Raw genomic sequence first — 20483 nt, forward strand, 5'->3', positions numbered from 1 at the left:
GCGCATAAATGAGCTTAAAGGTGGATACAAAAATACGCGGCTACGAAACGATGCAAGTACATCGTTTTCATCAGGATATTTATGAAAATGAAATGGACTATATTGTTCAAGAGTATCCTGTTGCGCTGATATATAATGGCATTTCTCATGCGGTGATGATGGCAACACCATCTGATCTTGAGGTCTTTGCCAAAGGTTTTAGTTTATCTGAAGGTATTTTGCGCAGCTTAAACGAACTTTATTCTCTAGAAATAACTCAAAATGAATTAGGTGTGCAAATTGAAATGACGATTTCATCTCGTGCTTTTATGGCTTTAAAAGAACAGCGAAGGATGATGGTCGGGCGTACAGGTTGTGGCTTATGTGGCATTGAGAGTCTCAATCAACTCTATACAAATCTACCTGCGGTGAGTACCCACGTTTCTTCAACATGGTTAAGCCAAATTCCAAATGCAATTGCACAATTAAAAGTCAGACAGAAAATTACTGAACTCACTGGTGGAGCACACGCCGCAGCATGGGTCGTGAAAGGTCAGATCGTAGCGTTATTTGAAGATGTTGGGAGGCATAATGCATTGGATAAATTATTGGGTTATTTGGCAGAACAAAAACTCGATGTTGCTGAAGGTTTTGTGGTAATGACCAGCCGTGCCAGTTATGAGCTGATTCGTAAATGTGCGCAATACAATATTGGTTTATTAGCGACCATTTCTGCGCCAACCAGTATGGCGATTGACATGGCAAACAAATTGAATCTCACCTTAGCTAGTTTTTGCCGTGGTGATAGCTTTGTTTTATACACGCAATAATAGTAAAAAATTGTGATTTGTCTCATCTCTAATGCATTGATTTGTGTAGGATATAAGCATTAAGTTTTTTATTCCCAAATATTATGAATACACCTTTAAGACCTCAGCCTGTAATCAATAATCTTTCAGGTGAAAATGCTTTATTTATCGTACTCGGAATCAATACCAATCCAGATCATTCTGGTGTAATTGATTTCCTTGCTAATTTTTCCGCATTGGTCCGCAGTCTGACCAATCGTTTTCCAAACAGTAATTTTAGTGCTTCGGTAGGGATTGGCTCAAATGCTTGGGATTTACTGTTCCCAGATTTAAATAAGCCGAAAGAGCTTGCACCATTTCAAGAGATCAAAGGGCCAAGACATACAGCGGTAGCGACAACAGGTGATTTATTCTTTCATATTCGCGCCAATCAAATGGCAATTTGTTTTGAACTCGCCTCGATTTTGCATGAGCAGTTAAAAGAAGATACCTATCCAATCAGTGAAACCAAAGGTTTTAGATACTTTGATGGTCGCGCGATTATTGGCTTTGTCGATGGTACTGAAAATCCTGAGCATGAAATTGCCAGAGAGATTGCCTATGTCGGACAAGAAGATGCCGAGTTCCTTGATGGCAGTTATGTATTTATCCAAAAGTACCTGCATAACATGGAGATGTGGAAGGGTCTAAGTACCGAAGAGCAGGAAAAAGTGATTGGTCGAAAGAAATATGATGACGTCGAGCTTGGCGATGATGTCAAACCACAAAGTGCACATAATGTCGCAAGTAAGGCACATGATGCGGATGGGAACGAGCTTAAAATCTTAAGAGCCAATATGCCATTTTCTAATCCAACAGAAGGCGAATATGGCACTTTCTTCATTGGTTATTCACGTTCTTTTAATATCACCAAAACCATGCTTGAAAATATGTTCTTAGGTAAAGAAACTGGACATGTCGATCGTTTACTTGATTTTAGTACCGCAGTTTCAGGCAGCTTATTTTTTGTACCTACTTTTGATTTTCTTGAAGATTTAGGCGAGTAAGTTTAATCCGCTGAAATAAATCAGTTTATTTCAGCGGGCAATATTTATTGGCTTTTCAGATATTGTTGTAACTGGTCACGGAATTGATCTGGGATACGACCTGATTTTTGTGTGCTGAAATCAAAATACACCTGAACAGCCTTGCCACGTGCAACGCAATGCTCATTTTGCCATGCTTCATGCGCCACAATAAAAGAAGAATTCCCGATTTGTTCAATCCATGTTTTGATTTCGATATCAGCGCCATAATAGATTTGAGCTACAAAATCGACTTCAACCCGAGCTAGAATCAAAGGTAGGTTTTTGATTTCCATACTTGGATTGAATAAGCGAAAAACAGGTTCACGTGCTGTTTCAAACCAGCCAGTGATCACCGTATTGTTGATATGTCCAAAAGCATCAGTTTCATAGAATCTAGGTGTAATCGAAAGTGTAAACATAAATTAACTATTGTTTTCTGATTTAAACCTAAACACTATAAGGGCTGAGTTTTTAAAAATCAGCCCAAATTATAGACTTAAGCGTTTACGAATGCCGAGATAATCCACCACCTAAAGCTTTATACAATTCAATTTGATTATTTAACTTGGTTTGTTCAAGTATGAGCAAGCCTTGCTGGGCGGCATATGCAGAACGTTGTGCGTCCAAAACCGTTAAATAACTAACAATACCCGCTCTAAACCGTGCAGTGGATAATTTATAGGTGGTATCGGTTGCGGAAACCAAACGGCGTTGAGCACTTAAACGATCTTCAATATGGGCACGGGCAGCAAGGGCATCATTGACTTCACGAAAAGCAGATTGAATGGCTTTTTCATAGTCGGCAACTGCAATTTTTTGCTCTGTTTCAGAAATTTTAATATTGGCTTTACGCGTTCCCCAATCAAAAATCGGAAGATCAATACTTGGCCCAACAGACCAAGAGAATCCTCCTGATTTAAATAAATCTTTGAGATCTGTCGACGCATATCCCGCTGAACCTGTCAGACTGATGGTCGGGAACATGCGTGCTTTCGCTGCGCCGACATTTGCGCCAGCAGCCTGCAACTGATATTCAGCACCTTTTAAGTCTGGACGGCTATTGAGTAAATCGCTGCTTAATCCAGTTGCAAAGATTTTTTCTTGGGTAATATTCAAGATTGCTTGGTCAGGTAGTAAGTTCTTAGGAATCGTTTGTCCAGCCAATAGATCAAGTAAATTCTGTGCTTGCGAAATTTGGGTTTTATAATTTGCGACATCATTTCGTGCTGTTTCAACTGAAATCTGCGCCTGACGCAGCGGAACCTCGCTATCAATTCCGACATCAAAACGTTTTTTATTCAGATGATAAGAGTCGAGCTGTGCTTTTAAGGTCTGCTCAGCCAGATTTAAATTGGCTTTTGCATAGGCATAATCTAACCAAGCTTGCGACACTTGGCTGACTAAACTGATCTGTGTGGCTTCTCTTGCACTTTGGGTAGCAAAGTAATTATTTAAGGCCACATCTTTTAAGCTTTTGACTCGGCCCCAAAAGTCCAGCTCATAAGCCGTCATTCCTAGACCGACTTGAAAAGTTGAATAAGGATTGTTTGGGTTCGCAGATGGATTCACCTGTCTTACAGCGCTGCCAGTCGCACCAATGGTCGGTAACTGATCATTTTTACTGATTTGATATTGTTGCTGTGCACGTTGAATATTCAGTGTTGCAGTACGTAAATCACGGTTGTGATTTAAACTGATTTCAATCACTTGTAATAAGCGTGGGTCAGAAAAAAATTGTTGATAACCTTGATTGGCAATCGAATTTCCAGTTGTGGTTTGAGAAAAATTCTGTGGAATATCCGATTGAATCACAGGTTTTGGTGCCTGCATATTCATACACGCGGTCAAGGCAATTGAGAGCGTAGAGACAAGTAGGCCACGAGATAAGACAGTCGCTTTAGACATGGTCTTCTCCAAATAAGATAAGAATAAATGCAGAGGAAGAGTCAGAGGAAACCCGTTGATTCCCTCTGCTCTATATCATTTAAGATGGATTTTTTTGTTTCGATGAAAACAGCTTTTCAACTGCACCCAGAATGAAAATAAAGAACACTGGGACAAAGAAAATTGCCAGAATCGTCGCTGAAATCATGCCGCCAAATACACCTGTACCTAAGGCATGCTGCGTTTCTGAACTTGCACCTGAGGCGATAACCAATGGAATCACACCACAAGTAAAAGCTAAAGACGTCATCAGAATAGGGCGTAGACGAAGTTTTGCTGCTGCCACAGTGGCCTCGACTAAACTCATACCTTCTTCTTTCAGCATCTTGGCAAATTCAACAATCAGAATCGCGTTCTTGGCAGATAAACCAATAATGGTAATCAGACCAATTTTAAAGAACACATCATTCATCAAGCCACGAGACATAATCGCAACCACTGCGCCAAAAATACCCAATGGGACGACCAACATCACTGAAAGCGGAATTGCCCAACTTTCATAAAGCGCTGCCAATACCAAGAACACAACAAGCATTGATAACGCTAGCAGAAAGGCCATCTGCGATTCAGATTGTTTTTCCTGTAAGGAAATACCTGTCCATTCATAACCGATGCCTTTTGGCAATTTGGCAATCAGGTTCTCCATTTCACGCATCGCATCACCTGATGAAGTATCAAAGTTCGGAATACCTGCAATACTCAACGATGGGCGACCGTTATAGCGGTTATATTGTTGTGGTGCTTTATTCCATTGAGGAGTCACCACTTCAGATAAAGAGACCAATTGCCCATTTGAACCCATGACTTTCAGATTCAAAATATCTTTGAGTTGCATACGTGATTTGGCATCGACTTGCACAATGACTTGTTGCATACGTCCCTGATTTGGGAAGTCGTTGATATACATTGAACCCATTGAAGTAGAAATGATGTCGGAAACATCAGAGAACTTCACACCGAGAACATTTAATTTTGCACGGTCGATTTTTAAAGAAATATTGTCGCCTTGCGGTAAGCCTTCATTCCAAACCATATAGAACTTTTTGTTCTTGGCGGCCATTTCCATAAGCTGGTCCTGTGCAGCTAAAAGTGCAGGCATACCCAAGTTGGCACGGTCTTGCAAACGTAAACTAAAACCTGAAAAGGTACCCAACTCATCAATCGCTGGTGGAAGTACAGCCATTGTTGCACCTTCTTTACTGTGCGCCATCGTGGCATTGACAGTGTTGGTCATTTCAGTTGCTGTTGAAGTACGGTCTTTAAAGTCAGTTAATGTGGTAAAAGCGACAGCCACGTTTTGACCTGAGCCACTAAAGCCCCAACCCATGATGGTCGTGTTACTTTTAACATTTGGATTGTCTTTTAGACTGCTTTCAAATTCATTGATCACAGCTCGCGTTCTTTCAGCAGTGGCATCCGATGGCAATTGGAACGACGTCAAGAACCAGCCTTGGTCTTCTTCTGGCATAAATGCTGTAGGCCAATACTTCATGCCTGCAAATGTAAGCCCTGTAATCACTACAAAGATCACCATCATTGGAATGCTATGTTTAATCACTTTAAGCAGGATCAATTCATACTTTTTAGTCACCTTGTCGAAGCTGCGATCAAACCATGCAAAAAAGCCTTTCTTCTGATGATGGCCATCAATGGGTTTAAGAATCGTGGCACATAGTGCAGGTGTTAAAATCAGTGCCAATAGTGCTGAGAACAGAATTGAGACTGACATCGTTAAGGTAAATTGTTGATAGATAATACCGACCGAACCACTGGCAAAGGCCATCGGTAAGAACACCGCTGCCAATACTAAGGTAATCCCAATAATCGGACTGGTAATTTCCTTCATTGCCTTGGAAGTTGCTTCTTTTGGAGACAGTCCTTCAGTCGCCATAATTCGTTCGACGTTTTCTACCACCACAATCGCATCATCGACGATAATACCAATCGCGAGCACCATACCAAACATGGTCAGTACGTTAATCGAGAAACCTGCCAGTAGCATCACCGCAAATGTACCGAGTAGCGCAATCGGTGCAACAATGGCTGGAATCAAGGTATAACGAACATTATGTAAGAATAAATACATCACAATGAAAACCAGTACCATGGCTTCAAATAAGGTATGAATCACTTTTTCAATCGAAATTTTTACAAAAGGTGCGGTGTCATAAGGAATACTGAAATGCATGCCCTCAGGTAAATTGAGTTTTAATTCTTCAATTTTGGCTCTGACACCTTCCGCCGTTTTGACAGCATTGGCACCTGGACTGAGCTGAATCGCAGCAGCCGTTGCAGGTTTGCCATCTTCTAAAATGGCAAAGTTATAGGCCTGTGAACCCATTTCAACTTTAGCCACATCAGAAAGTTTAATCACGCTACCGCTGGTTTTACTTTTTAGGCTGATATTTTTAAATTGTTCAACATCACCTAATTGACCTTGTGCCGATAATGGAATGGTAATCAATTGACCTTTTGCTGCAGGAAGATCACCTAATCGTCCTGGTGCGATCTCGACGTTATTTTCACGGATGGCATTATTAACGTCACTAATCGATTGACCATAAGACACCAATTTATTGGGATCAACCCAGATACGCATGGCTTTTTCGGCACCGAAGGATTGAACTTTACCCACGCCTTCAACACGTTTCAGTTCTTCGACGACGTTACGGACCAGATAATCACTCAAGTCAACTTCAGAATACTGTCCATTGGGTGAATTGATTCCGACCAACATCAAGAAACCTGATGACGATGCCTCAACTTGCAAACCTTGCTGACGAACCACTTGCGGTAAACGAGCTTCAATAGCTTTGATCTTGTTTTGTACATCGACCTGTGCCATTTCAACATCTGTACCCGGTTTAAACGTTGCAGAAATTTCTGCCGTACCTGAAGTATCCGTAGTTGAGCTGTAATAGAGCAGATTTTTTACACCCGATAATTCTCTTTCAATGAGCGTGACGACGCTATCATTGATAGTTTTTGCCGTCGCACCCGGATAAGTCGCACTAATATTGACTTGTGGTGGTGCAACACTTGGAAAGCGGGCAATCGGAAGTTTGGGAATGCTGAGTAATCCGAACAAGATAATGAAAATCGCAATCACCCATGCGAAGACAGGACGGCGAATGAAGAATTGTGACATCATCATTGAGCTCCTTGTGTTGCAGGTACTTTCCAGTTGCTAATTTCAAGTTTTTGATTGGGCTGAATACGGTCTACACCTTCTACAACCACTTTATCGCCTGTTTTTAGGCCTTTATTGGCAATGTAGAACTGATCATATTGTTGTCCCAGTTCAATCGGGCGAATATCTGCGGAACCTTTGGCATTGATCACATAAACTTGTGGCTCGCCATTGATATTGCGTTGAATTGCTTGGGCAGGGACAAGCAAAGCTTGAGGCACTGAAGCACGGTCGATATTCACTCGCACATACATACCAGGAAGGAGTTTCCGTTCAGGATTCTGAACTTCGATACGAATGGTGACATCACCTGTTTCAGGGTCAACATTAATGTCTTCAAAGAGCATTTTGGCGGTGACGTTATACGCTTGACCATGGCTATTAGAAATACGGACAGTTTTTTCATTATTGGCATACAATTCACCACTTTGTAGCGCAGCCTGCAAACTCTCGTATTCACTAATTGACTGTTTTACATCCACATAAACCTTGTCGATCTGTTGTATGGTTGCCATTTTATTTGTATCGCCTTGGCTGACTAGGGCACCTTCTGTTACGAATGATTGCCCAATACGACCTGAAATTGGGGCACGGACAGTGGCATATTGCAGATTTAGGTTTTGACGAGCTAATAAGGCTTTCATCTGAGCAACATCAGCCAAAGCCTGACGATATGCAGCTTGAGCATTACTGACTTCTTGCTTACTGATTGCATTACTTGGAAGTAATTGTTCAAAACGTTCCAATTGAATTTTTAAACGGACGACTTCATCTTCAGCTTTATTCAAAGAAGCACGATTACTGTTTACATCTGCTTGGAAAGTTTCAGCGTTAATTTTAAAAAGTGCTTGTCCTGCTAGGACTTCACTGCCTTGTCTGAATAATACCTTTTCAATAATACCGCCGACTTGAGGGCGAATCTCAGCAGTTCGGAAAGCCTGTACCCGTGCTGGTAAGTTTTCACTAAAGTTCACTGATTGAGGTTGAACATTCAAAACACTCACTTTCGCAGGAGGTGTTTCTGTTGGCTTTGCCTCTTCTGAACCACAGCCTTGTAGCACAAGCCCGATGGATAAAAATAATGGAAGTAATAGATGCTTTTGCATTCTGTCCAAACCTTGGGAGTTTTTGATGCTGATATTATTTTTCAGGATTGTGTAACGATGATCTTTGAAATGTGGAAAAAGTGTGGAGATAAAAAGATAAATCAGCGTATCATCAAGATTGCCTCAAATTACTCGATGATTGATACATGCTCGAAGCCTCATTTTCTTTTGATTGTCGTGATAAGCAGATTCTCGTTGTAGAAGATGAGTATGATATTGGCGATATTATTGAGCAATATCTTAAGCGTGAGGGCATGCGCGTCATTCGTGCTATGAACGGTAAGCAGGCGATTGAAATCCACGCAGCACAATCAATTGACTTAATTTTACTTGATATCAAACTACCTGAATTGAATGGTTGGGAGGTGCTGAGTAAAATCCGCCAAAAAGCTCAAACGCCTGTGATTATGCTCACAGCACTCGATCAGGATATTGATAAGGTCATGGCATTGAGAATTGGCGCTGATGACTTTGTGGTGAAGCCTTTTAACCCGAATGAGGTCGTGGCGCGGGTGCAAGCTGTTTTAAGAAGAACACAACAAAATAGTCAAGTTTTAAACAAAACCTTAGCTTATAAAAATATTGAAATTAATACCGACCTTCATAGTGTCTACGTGTATCAGCAAGATCGAAAAATTATGCTGAATCTGACACTGACCGAATATAAAATTTTACTTCTAATGATTGATCAGCCTCACAAAGTTTTTAGTCGTGGAGAGCTAATGCATCATTGCTTACCTGATAGTGATGCCTTAGAGCGTACTGTGGATAGTCATGTGAGTAAGCTGAGAAAGAAATTGGAGGAACAAGGTTTACAAGACTTCTTGATTAATGTGCGCGGGGTTGGTTATCGCTTAGACCATCCATGAGACAGCTAAGCTTTTATATAGACTGCAAAAAAATAAACGATCTGGGAAAGCATTATGAAAAATAAATCCGGCATTAGTAAGCAGCTTTTTATTGCTTTAAGCATATTAAATTTGAGTGTGACCTTGTTTTCAGCTTTTATTGGGTACTTTATTTATAATTATGCAATAGAAAATGGCTGGCTATTACTGAATGAGGTGCAAGAGGATTGGGCAGATTTTCATTTTGTGGATTGGATTTGGTTATTTACCGTTATTTTAGGCGGTTCCGTGATTTCTCTTATTATCGGCATGCAACTCGCAAAGCGTTTCGTCGGACCTATTAACTCATTGGCAGAAGCAGCAAATACGATCAGTTTAGGTGATCTTTCAGCAAGAGCAGATAATAGCCAAACTCATTCGGCTGAAATTGCAGGATTAATTCATAATTTTAATGATATGGCGGAGAAGTTAGAAAATTCTGTAAAAAATGCGCAGATGTGGAATGCAGCAATTGCACATGAATTAAGAACACCAATTACTATTTTACAAGGGCGTTTACAGGGAATTGTCGACGGTGTATTTGAGCCGAATCCAACACTTATGCAAAATTTATTAAACCAAGTTGAAGGGCTATCTTACTTGGTCGAAGATTTAAGAACACTCAGTTTAGTCGAAAATCAGCAGTTAAGATTAAATATTGAGTCTGTAAATTTTCAGTTAAGTGTTGATAAAGTTATTTCGATGTTTAGCGAACGACTCAAAAATGCTCAAATTAATATTCAAACAGAACTTTCAGAACAGTGTGTAGATTGTGATCGACAACGAATGGAGCAGGTATTAATTGCTTTGATTGATAATGTAGTTCGATATGCAAATGCAGGAATAGTGCAAATAAGATCAAAAATAGAAACGGATCAATGGGTTCTAGAGATTGAGGATCAGGGACCTGGTATTCCTCAACAACATCAGCAGGAATTATTTAATCCTTTTTTTAGATTGGAACAGTCCCGAAATAAAGAGTTTGGTGGAACAGGTTTAGGTTTAGCGGTTGTGCATGCGATTGTTATTGCACACAATGGATTGATTGAATATAAAAATTTTAATAACAATAGCAAATTTAGTATTACTATTCCCTTCAGAAAAGATCATATATGAAATTTTTCGGCAGTCATAAATTCAGTGATTAGTTTAAAATATTGATATAATTTATTTTTTATTAATATATATTATGATAATTAAAAAATGGATAAAATTAATCAATCTTTAATCATCATCAGATTATCATTCCGACATAGCATTGATCTATAAGTTTTTTTACCATTTGGTATAGTTGAATAGAAAAATCACGTTTTTGTCAATTTATGTGTTCAAGTCGATATTTTTGTAGTATTCTTTTGTTAAAATTGTCAATAAATTAGTACAATTTGTTAATAAAAATCTATTTATATATTTTTGTGGGTTCTGAAACATGATAAGCCGATTCAAGAAAAGTGCTGTCTCAAAAACTTCATTTATCGCTTTATTTGGCTTATTTGTTGGATTTTATAGTTCTATTGCATTTGCTCAACCTAAAGCAGGAAGTAGTATCACGAATATTGCAAGTGGTGACTTCTATGATGAACAAGGTAATTTGCAAGTTATTAATTCAAATGCAGTTATTTTAACTGTTCAACCAATTTACTCTTTAACTTTACAAAGTAATCAACAAAATATCGGGACTATTGGAAGCAAAGTTAACTTCCCGCATGTTTTAACCAACACTGGTAACATTGTAGACGACTATAAATTAAACCTTACTCAGTTAACGAATGATCAATTTAATTTAGATAATGTAGCCGTTTACATCGATCGGGATCAGAATGGCGAGCCTGATGATAATAATTTACTGAATTCAACCACAAGTTTTCGTTTAGAAGCTGGCGAGTTTGCCTCATTAGTTGTCGTTGGAAGTATTCCAACCAACGTAACTGCAAATAACGTCGCTAACTTTACTTTAACAGCTACAAGCCAGCATGATAATGCGATCGCTATGACCGTAAGTGATACAGCAAAAGTTGTGGATGATGCTGTAATTCAAGTGACGAAATCACAGAATATCAGTACAGGTAAAACTGGCACAGAAATTACTTATACCTTAGCTTATACAAATACGGGTACTGCGGCAGCAAGACTTGTGTTAAGAGATATATTAGCTACAGATGTAACATATAAATCGGGTAGTGGTAGTTGGGGGAATGGTTCAGGATCTTTAACTGATGCTGATGATGTTGAGACGGGTGCAAATACGCCAATAAAATATAAAGTGAGTAATGGACAAGTAGATGTAGAGCTTGCAAGTGTAGCAGCTTTAAGTAAAGGCACAGTAAGTTTTAAAGTCACTGTGAATGCGAATGCTGCCGAAAAAGTTGCGAATACCGCTGATTATCAACAATACAATGCATCAAATGCTATTCTGAAAAATACGCTAACGAATACTGTAATTTTTAACGTTCAGCAAACCTTAGGTGTTGTACTTAACTATAGCCCAAGTAATGCGAATGATGATGGCGAGCCAAATGGTGGCTTGAATAATTTACAGACCCAAAACAATACTTTTGGGGGCGTAGCAAAAGAAATCCAGTTTGATAATTATGTTTGGAATACAGGACAGGCGACTGATACTTATAATTTAAGCTTCGTTAAAAGTAACGTACCAAGTTGTGCTGTAGTTCGTTTATATCATGCAGATGGTCGTACATTGCTGACAGATACTAATGGCGATGGTGTAATTGATACAGGCGGATTGGCTTACGGCACTTCAAAAAGAATTAAATTAGGGGTTTATTTCCCAGCGAATTGTACTTCTACAAGCACAATGGATTTCGATATTACCGCAACTTCCGTAACAGATACTAGTGTAAAAAATAGTACGCGTGATCGATTAGTCAATACAGTTGCTGTGGGCGAAAGCGATTTGTATAACAGTAACAATTCAGGTGTAGGAGTTGGAAACGTTACTGGTTCAGGTGGGCAGGGCTTATTGGTGAAAAATGCCGTAAAAGGTGCAACCGCTGTTTTCCCACTTGTTATTCGAAATAACAGCACGGCCTCAAATAATTATAATTTGTATGCATCGAGTACAACGATTGACATTAATAGTATCAATACGACGTTACCAACAGATTGGGTAGTGAAGTTCTATAATGGTGATGCAACATGTCAAACGTTACAAGGAGAAATTACCAGTACTGGCAACATGGCGGCTGGAACAACTAAACAGTATTGTGCAGTTGTCACTGTTCCTGCGAATACGACTTTAACAAGTTTACCAATTTGGTTCGCTATGAAATCACCGATGAATGCTCAAGGTGACAGTATTAAAGATCAAGTTGATGTGGCTGTACGCAAGTTGACTTTAGCAAATGATCAACAAGGGCGGATTAATGTAGGTGGTACGGTTGTATATCTCCATACATTAAAAAATATGGGTACATTTGTTGAAGGTGATACAAGCGGAAAAGTAAGTCTTAGCGTAGTCCCTCAAAATATTAATGATGGTTTCACTTATACTTTATATTACGATGCCAATAATAATGGTGTATTAGATACTACAGACCCGATCGCTACTGATTTGTCTATAACAGGTGGATTAAACCCTCAAAGTTCAGTTCAGCTAATTTTAAAAGTTCAAGCTCCACTAACAGCAGCAAATGGTATTTCTAGTGCAGCAAATATCGTCGTCTCTGCTACGAATACAATCCAAGGTTTAACACTTACAACAATTCAAAATACAGATTTAACAACAGTTGATCCTACGCAACTTCGTTTGACCAAAGAACAGTCTAAAGATGAAGCATGTGCACTTATGAATGTTGCCACTGCGACCTATGCAAGTAACCCATTGACGATTAAGCCAAATCAATGCGTTACCTATCGTTTAACAATTAAAAATGATGGTTCAACACCAGCAGCGAATGTTGTGATTAATGATGTTGTACCTGCTTATAGTATTTTGCGAAATGCATTGCCGCCGTCAGTGAGTAAGGGTTCTGTAGCTGTGAGTGGAGATCAAATATCTGGAAATATTGGAGCACTTGCACCACAGGAGCAAGCAGCGTTGTATTTTTCTATTCAGGTTACACCTTAAGTTAGGCGGATGCTAGAAGATGAATATAATCAATACATTAGGAAATTTCCGCAACAGCAAGATCACTTTAGGGATTTTGTTGATTACTTTATTGGGAGTGCATCAGTCTAGCTCTGCTGCTGTTCCTACACGCCAAATCATTAGTAATATGGCGATAGGTGAGTACACTGAAGAAGGTTCAACCGTTGTTCAAGTCAGCCGTTCTAATTTAGTTCAAACAACGATTCTTCCAGTTTATTCTGTTAATTTGACGGCAAATAATACTAAAAATGTCGTAGCGGGTCAGACTGTATATTTCAACCATACTTTGACTAATACGGGTAATGAAGTCGACCAGTATACCTTTGCAGTGACAAATAATACTGGAGATAGCTATGACTACAGTAATCTATCTGTATTTTTAGATAAAGATAATGATGGCGTGCCTGATGGCGCAGCGATTACTTCTTATTCATTAAGTGCAGGTGAGTCAGTTGGTCTTATTGTGGCGGCAAATGTACCGAGTGGTGTAACGGTTAGTCAAAATGGATTATTAACATTAACTGTAAATTCTTTAAATAGTGCATCTGGAACAAAAACCAATATCGATACAGCAACTGTTACGAATCAGTCTGCTTTGCTTGTTCGTAAAAAGTTTTCTCAAACAAGTGTGGCAACTGGAGACATTGTTACCGTTCGTTTGGATTATCAAAACTTAGGTAGCACAGCGACTGGCTCTGTAACTTTAACGGATACACTTGATTCAAGTTTGGCTTATCAACTAAATGCTGGTGAAAATTGGAACGGTACAACTGTAAATCCAAGTACTGGGAGTAATGATCCAGCAGGAATCAATTACAGTGTGACAGCAAATACTGTAACTGCGGTCATTAGCTCAATACCAGCAAATGCAACTGGCTATATTGAATTTAAAGTTAAAGTAAATAAAACAACTGCTGGATCAATCAATAATACCGTTAATTTACAGTATGATCATGATAATAACGCAACAACTGCAAATATATCTGATCTCAGTAACATAGCTGTACTTAATGTTGCTTCAATTTATGCTGTCAAAATTAATGGTAGTGCAAGTGATGTAAACAATAGTGCTACGGTTATTGCTTCTGGTGCGGCTCAAGGTGGAGAGCTTACGTTTAATAACTATGTTTGGAATACAGGTAATAGTACTGATCGATTTAATGTAACGATGACGGGCAGTACCTTTCCGGCAGGTAGCCAAATTGAATTTTATCGTGCAGATGGCGTAACCCCATTATTAGATAGTAATGGTGATGGTATTCCTGATACAGGTTTATTATCCGCAGGCGTAAATTTACCAATCGTTGTTAAAGTGCGTTTACCTAGTAGTTATGCTGTAACAACTGATACGACATTCGAAGTTTCACCTCAAGCTCAGTCTTTAGGTGATATTAGCAAAACGAGTTTGATTAAAGATCAGGGTAATTTACTTGCCACAACGGTAGCACGTTTAGTTGATTTGACGAATAGTCCTGAAAACAATGGTTTGGGTAATGGAAATGTTGATAATGCTGGCAACCCATGGAAAACTGTGATTGCATCAACAAGTACCAATCCTGTTGCGGGTGGGCAAGCAATATTCCCATTAAAAGTGAGCCATACTGGTATTGGAACTGAATATTTACTCAGTGCGAACTCAACAAGTGATTTTACAAGCCTAACTTTGCCTAATGGCGTGAACCGTGTTCGTTTTTATGTTTCTGGAAATGGTTCAAACTGTAGTGTCTTAGGTAGTGAAACAGGTAAAACCATCTATCTGAATAATGGTGAAAGTCAGTTAATCTGTGCTGTTGTCGAAGTAGATCAGTTGAATAGTAGTGTAACTACACCGATCTATTTTCGCGCTCTTTCTACAAGTTTTGTAAGCGGTAATAATAGTAGTAATCCGAGCCAAGATATTATTAAGGATGCGATCACCATTCAAAGTGTCAATTCTGTGGCTAAAGTAGAATTCACGCCAAATTCTCGTGGACAAGTCTCGCCATTAGGCACCGTCATTTATAGTCATCTTTTAATCAATAATACTGATGTTGATTATACAGGGAACTACAGTTTTCTTTCGAATAACGATCAGGTTGAGTTTAACAGCACTCTTTTCTATGACGTAAATGCAAATGGTGTTTTTGATGCTGGGGATTTGGTGATGAGAAGTTTAGCTGACTTGCCGGGTGGAAAATTAGCAGCACATACTCAAGTCAAATTATTGCTTCAGGTTAAAAATCTTGTAGCAAATAATATTGCCCAAGCGAATACCACCACGATTAATTTAACGAATAATGCTAATGGTCAAGTTTTGGCATCAATTACTGATGTAACTACAGTGAATCAGACACAATTGAAGTTGAATAAGTTACAAGCACGTGATTTTGATTGTAATGGCACAGCTGATGAGTCCTATACAACAAATAGTCTAAATATCGGTAAACAAGCAAATGGCCAAGGTCAGTGTGTTTTGTATAAGGTGATTTTAACCAATACAAGTGCTACTGGTTTGAGTACTGCATTTACCTTTAGAGATATGACGCCTGCCTATACAGTTTTATCTCAATCGCCTATCTGCACATCATGTAGTGGTATGACAGCTCCCACAGTTGGTAATGCTGGTGCGGTTTCAGGAACATTAAATAGTGTAGCTGCAAATCAAAGTTATGAATTTAATTTTGGGGTGCGCTATGTTGGTCAGTAAGCAAAAAATGAAAAAGAATATCTCTAATTACAGCATGATGAATCATAAAGTTAGTTATATATATACCTTGGTTTTGTTTATCTTAACTTGTTTGATGTGTAGCCAAGCTGTATTGGCTGCTCCACCAACTATTGAGATTTATTCAGGCTCTGGATCTGGGCAGGGTCCAACTGCATCCTCAGGTACGCACACTTTTTTGCTAAATAGGAATAATCCATCTGATAATAATAGTGAGACATACGCACCAACAACAACTGTTAGTTATGCGATTACTAACTCAGTATATAACCGTACGCCGTATTCAAGCGCTCCTAGTTCATTGACTAGGCCGGATATTTTTATGGGTGGAGACACGGATACAAATAATGTTGTACAACCTGTAAATATTTTAAGACCGATGAATGGTTATGGTAGTCCTGCTGACAATATGTTTGCTGCTTCTTTGCAGAATGCGCCAACAGGTTGTAGTAATGGTACAGCTTGTTTAAGTGCGAATGGTGGCATTAGTGTTAGTACAAACCATGGTGTCGCTATGGAAATGACTACACGGGGATTGAATGCCACAAATGCGCCAACAAATACTAGAATTAAAATGGGCACTATAGTTATAAGCTTTAATCGCCCAGTAACTAATCCTATATTGCAAGCGAGCGCGCTTGGAGCACAGAGTGGATCATTGGGTTTCAGTGCTGAGTTTACATTAACAGGTAGTAATGTTCCCGTGGTAATGAGCCGTTTAGCAGGAAGTAAAGAGCTAACAGTTAGTGGGAATGATATTACAAACAATGCCTCTACAATTGCAGCGAGTAGTGGGAGTGGTGGAGCAAGTGGAAGTGTATATATCAAAGGTAAAGGGATTACATCATTAACATTTGATATTTATGTTCGAGGAGATGGTAGAGCGGCCACATGGGGGGTAGCGGCTGATGCATTTTACTTTGGTGTTTCTAGTATGGATGCTGATACAGATTTAAGTGTGGTTAAAAAACAAAGAGTTGGTACTTCTGGAACTTTTGTGCAAACTCAATTAAATAATGTGCCTGTTAATTCGATCTTACAGTACGAGATAACAATTAGTAATAATCAACCAGCGGGCTCCACTTTAGGCGGTAGTGTTTATTTAGCAACTATATCTGATTTAATTCCTTCAAATTTAAAAGCAGTCTCATTAGTTGGCGCAACTTCAACAACTGGTACAGGAACTACCTGTACACCTGTTCTAACTGGAACAGATGCAACAGGTTATAGTATAGGTGGTAATTTTAGTGGGCCTACTGGTGCTACTTGTAAGTTTACGGTTCAAACGACTGCCGCGATAGTAGGGAATATTACTAATGCTGTAAGCGTTGATGCTAATTCTAATGATACTGGCAATCTTAACGATCAGAGTTCTGTAAATGCGATTATCGTAAATCCAACAGCAGTGACTGCTGATACAAGTATTTTAGAAGCTCGTTTTAGCGTTACTCCCAATTTGCCTACCATTGTTCGAGGTCGAGTAGGCTCTCAACTTATCGATATTAAGAATGAAGGGCCGAACAATGCAACGAATACAATTGCGACATATGTCGCTGCGCCACAAACTGGGGTGAGTGTAATAGGGGTTAGTGTTGTTGGCGGGGCAGCATGTGCTCAAAGTGGTAGCAACTGGACATGCCCTTTAGGTAGCGTGGCTAATGGGGCTATAAAACAATTATCTGTGAGTTACAGTACAACAGCCGCTTCCACTTTGGGCACCGCTCAGCAAGCGACTGTTAAAGTATCGAGTGATGAATTTAACCCTGGTAGTGGTGTCGGTGAAACACTTTATAAAGTTTGGGGAACCAATCAACAAAATGAATATAGACCTAATGGTGCATTTTGGGTGGGCTATGAAGGAGCTGGTGGTACTGCAAAAGTTGGTGCTTTTACCGATGAAAGTTCATCAATCGTGAGTGCATGGCCTGCAAATCAAGCGAGTCCAACAGGTGGTTATTTAGTTTCTGGTAATAATGGTACCAGTGATTCAACTTATGGAGCATCAAGCACAACAGCTTCTGCGATGATTCAAAGAATTATTACTAGCATGAGTTCAGATGCAAATTCAACTGTACAACTTAATTTAATTAATACACCTGATATTGGAGATAACCGTCGAGCATGGGAATTTACCACAGGTGTATATATTGCTAATTCACAAACAGTCACTGTATGTATGGGTAACACAAGTGTCGGTATTGATGATAGTGGCTATATTATGGTGGATGGTGTTGTAGTGAGTAGCTCAAATAACTATTTGGGTGGTGGGATTTCAGCATCAACATCTTCTGCTTTAGCACCAGGTTATCACCGAATTACTTATCGTATTGCAAATAGAAACACCTATGCTGGGGTGAGTGAGCGTGCTGCTGGTGGTTATGGATCGATTGGTTTATCACTTAGTGGTAGTTGTTCAACTGCAAACTATGACAATGCAACTACTAGTGGGGTCCCTGCAAGTATCAATATTATAGATGGTGCAAAAATTAAGATTGCTAAAAACTCTGTGAATGGGATAGGTACGTTTAACTATATTAATCTCAGCAATCTTGTAAATAGTACAACATCAGTTACAACAGATTCTATAACCACAGTGACAGCAGGAACAACAGCAACCTCTGCACAACAGTTTTGGGCGCAAACATTGAATACTGATGTTTCCATTACTGAAAGTGCTTTAGCTGGATATGTTTTATCTGGTGTAAGTTGTGTCGATGCAAATAGCGGCGTAACTGGTAATACAGGTAATTTCTGGACGCTTGTCAATAATATTGTGACGATTCCTGCTGCTCGCATAAAAGACGGCGCGAATATTACCTGTACGTTTACAAATACTAAGCTTATTTACGTTGATATTACTGGACGAGTATTTGTTGATAATAGCGGAACAACATTAGATGTAAGTAAAGCATATAATGGCATACAAGATGCGGGTGAAGTTGGGATTGCAAATAGTACAATTCGTTTGAATAACTGCAGTACTACGCAGTTAGCTTCAACAGTTACAAGTGCAAATGGTGATTATGCTTTCTCAATTGAACAAAGCCTATTACCATCATCATTTTGTATTGTTCAGCAGAATTTACCTGAATATATTTCTGTCAGTGGCACAACGGGCTACACTCGTTCAACAGATACAATTGCTTTAACCAAGACAAGTGCGACAAGTTATACAGCAAATAATTTTGGTGATGTGATTGTTAATGTTGTGTTGAATGAAGATGGGCAACATACAGCCATTGCTGGAGATGTCACGGACTATCCTCACCGCTTAAGTACACAAATTCCAGTTCAACTTACTCAACTATTGCTGACGCAAACACAGCAACCGAATTCAAGTGCTGATCAGCCATGGCAAGTGTTGGTTTATCGAGATACGAACTGTAATGGTCAGGTAGATATGGGTGAAGTTGTATTTAACCCAACTGCTGCAAGTACTGTTCTATTACAGCCAAGTGTTGATATTTGTTTAGTACAGCGAGTTCATGTACCAACTAATGTTACCGCTGGTGCACAGCATATCGGAACTCTTCAAGCAAGTTATCAATTTGCTCTGATAAATCCGTCACAAACGATTTTAGGTCAAACGCTTAAACGTCAGGATGTGACACTAATTGGTAGTGCTGGTTTAACACTGACAAAAAAAGTTCGTGCAGTTGCAAGCTGTCCTTCAACTTCTTCCGATACAAATGCATTTGTAACGACTAATCAGGTCGCTAAGCAAGATAATTTAGAGTATGAAATCACCTACAAAAATAACAGTATTAAGAAACTACACAACGTAAGAGTGAAAGATAGTTTACCAATTGGTACTAATTTCGGCAGTATGAGTTGTAGCGTAACACCAAGCGGAAATACTTGTAATACAAGCCATTCTGGTGATTATCTTGAATGGAGCCTGACTGGATTATTAAATCCATCAGCTTCGGGTGCCTTAAGATTTTGTGTGTCGCAATAGTTGATAACTGATGAAGTATGTCGAAGTTATTATTTATTTAGCATATTTTGTAATGTTAGTTGGTATAGAAGTTGCTTTATTTGAACTGGTAGATGTTTTTTTACAAAAAAGTGATTTTTTTTAACAAAAATGCATAAAAATGATGTATTTTTGTAATTAGTGTAGTCTCTTTGAAATATGCCCTAAGCAAGGTTCAAGGAGTCCAAAAAAATAGTTTAGGAATCAAAGAGATGTACTTGAATAGTGAATGGAAAAAATACTTACTTGGGATAGCCGCTTTATTTTTGGCAACAAGTACTTTTGCTGAGACAAAACCTTCTAAAGAGCCTGTTTCGGTGGAATTGAAAACCTATTTGGTAAGTATTAATTCTGAAGGTAAAGCAAATGTTAAGTTAGTGAATAAAGTTAAACCCAATGATGTAGTCGAGTACCGTGCAACTTATACGAATAATACATCAGGAAAAATTAAAAATTTAACTGCTACGTTACCAATACCAGTTGAGACTCTATTTTTGGCTAAGTCTGAGCCAGAAAATGCACAAGCAAGCACAGACGGTACAAATTTTGCCCCGATGCCTTTAAAACGCAAAGAGGGTAATCAAATGGTGAATGTTCCACTGAAAGATTATCGTGCATTACGTTGGACAATCGCAGAACTTCCTGCTGGAAAATCTGTAACGGTCTCAGCACAAACACGTATTAACAGTGACAAAACCAAAAATTAAACAAAC

12 protein-coding genes are annotated in these 20483 nt (G+C 39.0%); 8 read left to right on the plus strand and 4 right to left on the minus strand.

Translation table 11 applies throughout. The features are described from left to right. Positions 1-20: 20 nt before the first annotated feature. On the plus strand, positions 21-809 hold the full coding sequence (gene fdhD, locus NGC85_RS06920; protein ID WP_254805565.1) for a formate dehydrogenase accessory sulfurtransferase FdhD: 789 nt from the start codon (positions 21-23) through the stop codon (positions 807-809). An 83-nt stretch (positions 810-892) separates the two neighbouring features. Continuing rightward, complete coding sequence (locus tag NGC85_RS06925) at positions 893-1834, plus strand: Dyp-type peroxidase (RefSeq protein WP_254805322.1); 942 nt, start codon at positions 893-895, stop codon at positions 1832-1834. Between the two features lie 44 nt (positions 1835-1878). Here NGC85_RS06925 and NGC85_RS06930 read toward each other — a convergent pair whose 3' ends face one another. From NGC85_RS06930 to NGC85_RS06945, 4 genes are all read right to left on the minus strand, one after another. Then, positions 1879-2274, minus strand: a complete 396-nt coding sequence (locus NGC85_RS06930) for a thioesterase family protein (RefSeq protein WP_254805323.1) — start codon at positions 2272-2274, stop codon at positions 1879-1881. Between the two features lie 85 nt (positions 2275-2359). Then, positions 2360-3760, minus strand: coding sequence for an AdeC/AdeK/OprM family multidrug efflux complex outer membrane factor (adeC, locus tag NGC85_RS06935; protein ID WP_254805324.1), 1401 nt, complete (start codon positions 3758-3760; stop codon positions 2360-2362). A gap of 79 nt (positions 3761-3839) precedes the next feature. After that, entirely contained in the window at positions 3840-6950 is a 3111-nt protein-coding gene (locus NGC85_RS06940; RefSeq protein WP_254805325.1) for an efflux RND transporter permease subunit, read from the minus strand. Further along, positions 6950-8095 (minus strand): efflux RND transporter periplasmic adaptor subunit, encoded by a 1146-nt coding sequence (locus NGC85_RS06945; protein WP_254805326.1) that lies wholly within the window; start codon positions 8093-8095, stop codon positions 6950-6952. Before NGC85_RS06945 ends, NGC85_RS06940 begins: the two co-directional genes overlap by 1 nt. Positions 8096-8241: 146 nt before the next feature. Between NGC85_RS06945 and adeR the strand changes: the two genes are divergently transcribed. The 6 genes from adeR to NGC85_RS06975 all read left to right on the plus strand — a co-directional run bounded on the left by adeR (position 8242) and on the right by NGC85_RS06975 (position 20477). Continuing rightward, positions 8242-8964, plus strand: a complete 723-nt coding sequence (gene adeR / locus NGC85_RS06950) for an efflux system response regulator transcription factor AdeR (RefSeq protein ID WP_254805327.1) — start codon at positions 8242-8244, stop codon at positions 8962-8964. Between the two features lie 54 nt (positions 8965-9018). Further along, on the plus strand, positions 9019-10098 hold the full coding sequence (gene adeS, locus NGC85_RS06955; protein WP_254805328.1) for a two-component sensor histidine kinase AdeS: 1080 nt from the start codon (positions 9019-9021) through the stop codon (positions 10096-10098). Positions 10099-10411: 313 nt separating this feature from the next. Continuing rightward, positions 10412-13069, plus strand: a complete 2658-nt coding sequence (locus NGC85_RS06960; RefSeq protein ID WP_254805329.1) for a hypothetical protein — start codon at positions 10412-10414, stop codon at positions 13067-13069. 19 nt (positions 13070-13088) lie between these two features. Then, positions 13089-15776, plus strand: coding sequence for a hypothetical protein (locus tag NGC85_RS06965; protein ID WP_254805330.1), 2688 nt, complete (start codon positions 13089-13091; stop codon positions 15774-15776). Then, the gene (locus NGC85_RS06970; protein WP_254805331.1) at positions 15763-19752 is read left to right on the plus strand and encodes an SdrD B-like domain-containing protein; all 3990 of its coding nucleotides are present in this window, start codon (positions 15763-15765) and stop codon (positions 19750-19752) included. The genes NGC85_RS06965 and NGC85_RS06970 overlap by 14 nt, the downstream gene beginning before the upstream one ends. A gap of 230 nt (positions 19753-19982) precedes the next feature. Continuing rightward, positions 19983-20477, plus strand: a complete 495-nt coding sequence (locus NGC85_RS06975; protein ID WP_254805332.1) for a hypothetical protein — start codon at positions 19983-19985, stop codon at positions 20475-20477. Positions 20478-20483 lie beyond the last annotated feature (6 nt).

Origin of the sequence: Acinetobacter sp. Z1 (assembly GCF_024296945.1) — a bacterium.
Taxonomy (GTDB): Bacteria; Pseudomonadota; Gammaproteobacteria; order Pseudomonadales; family Moraxellaceae; genus Acinetobacter; species Acinetobacter beijerinckii.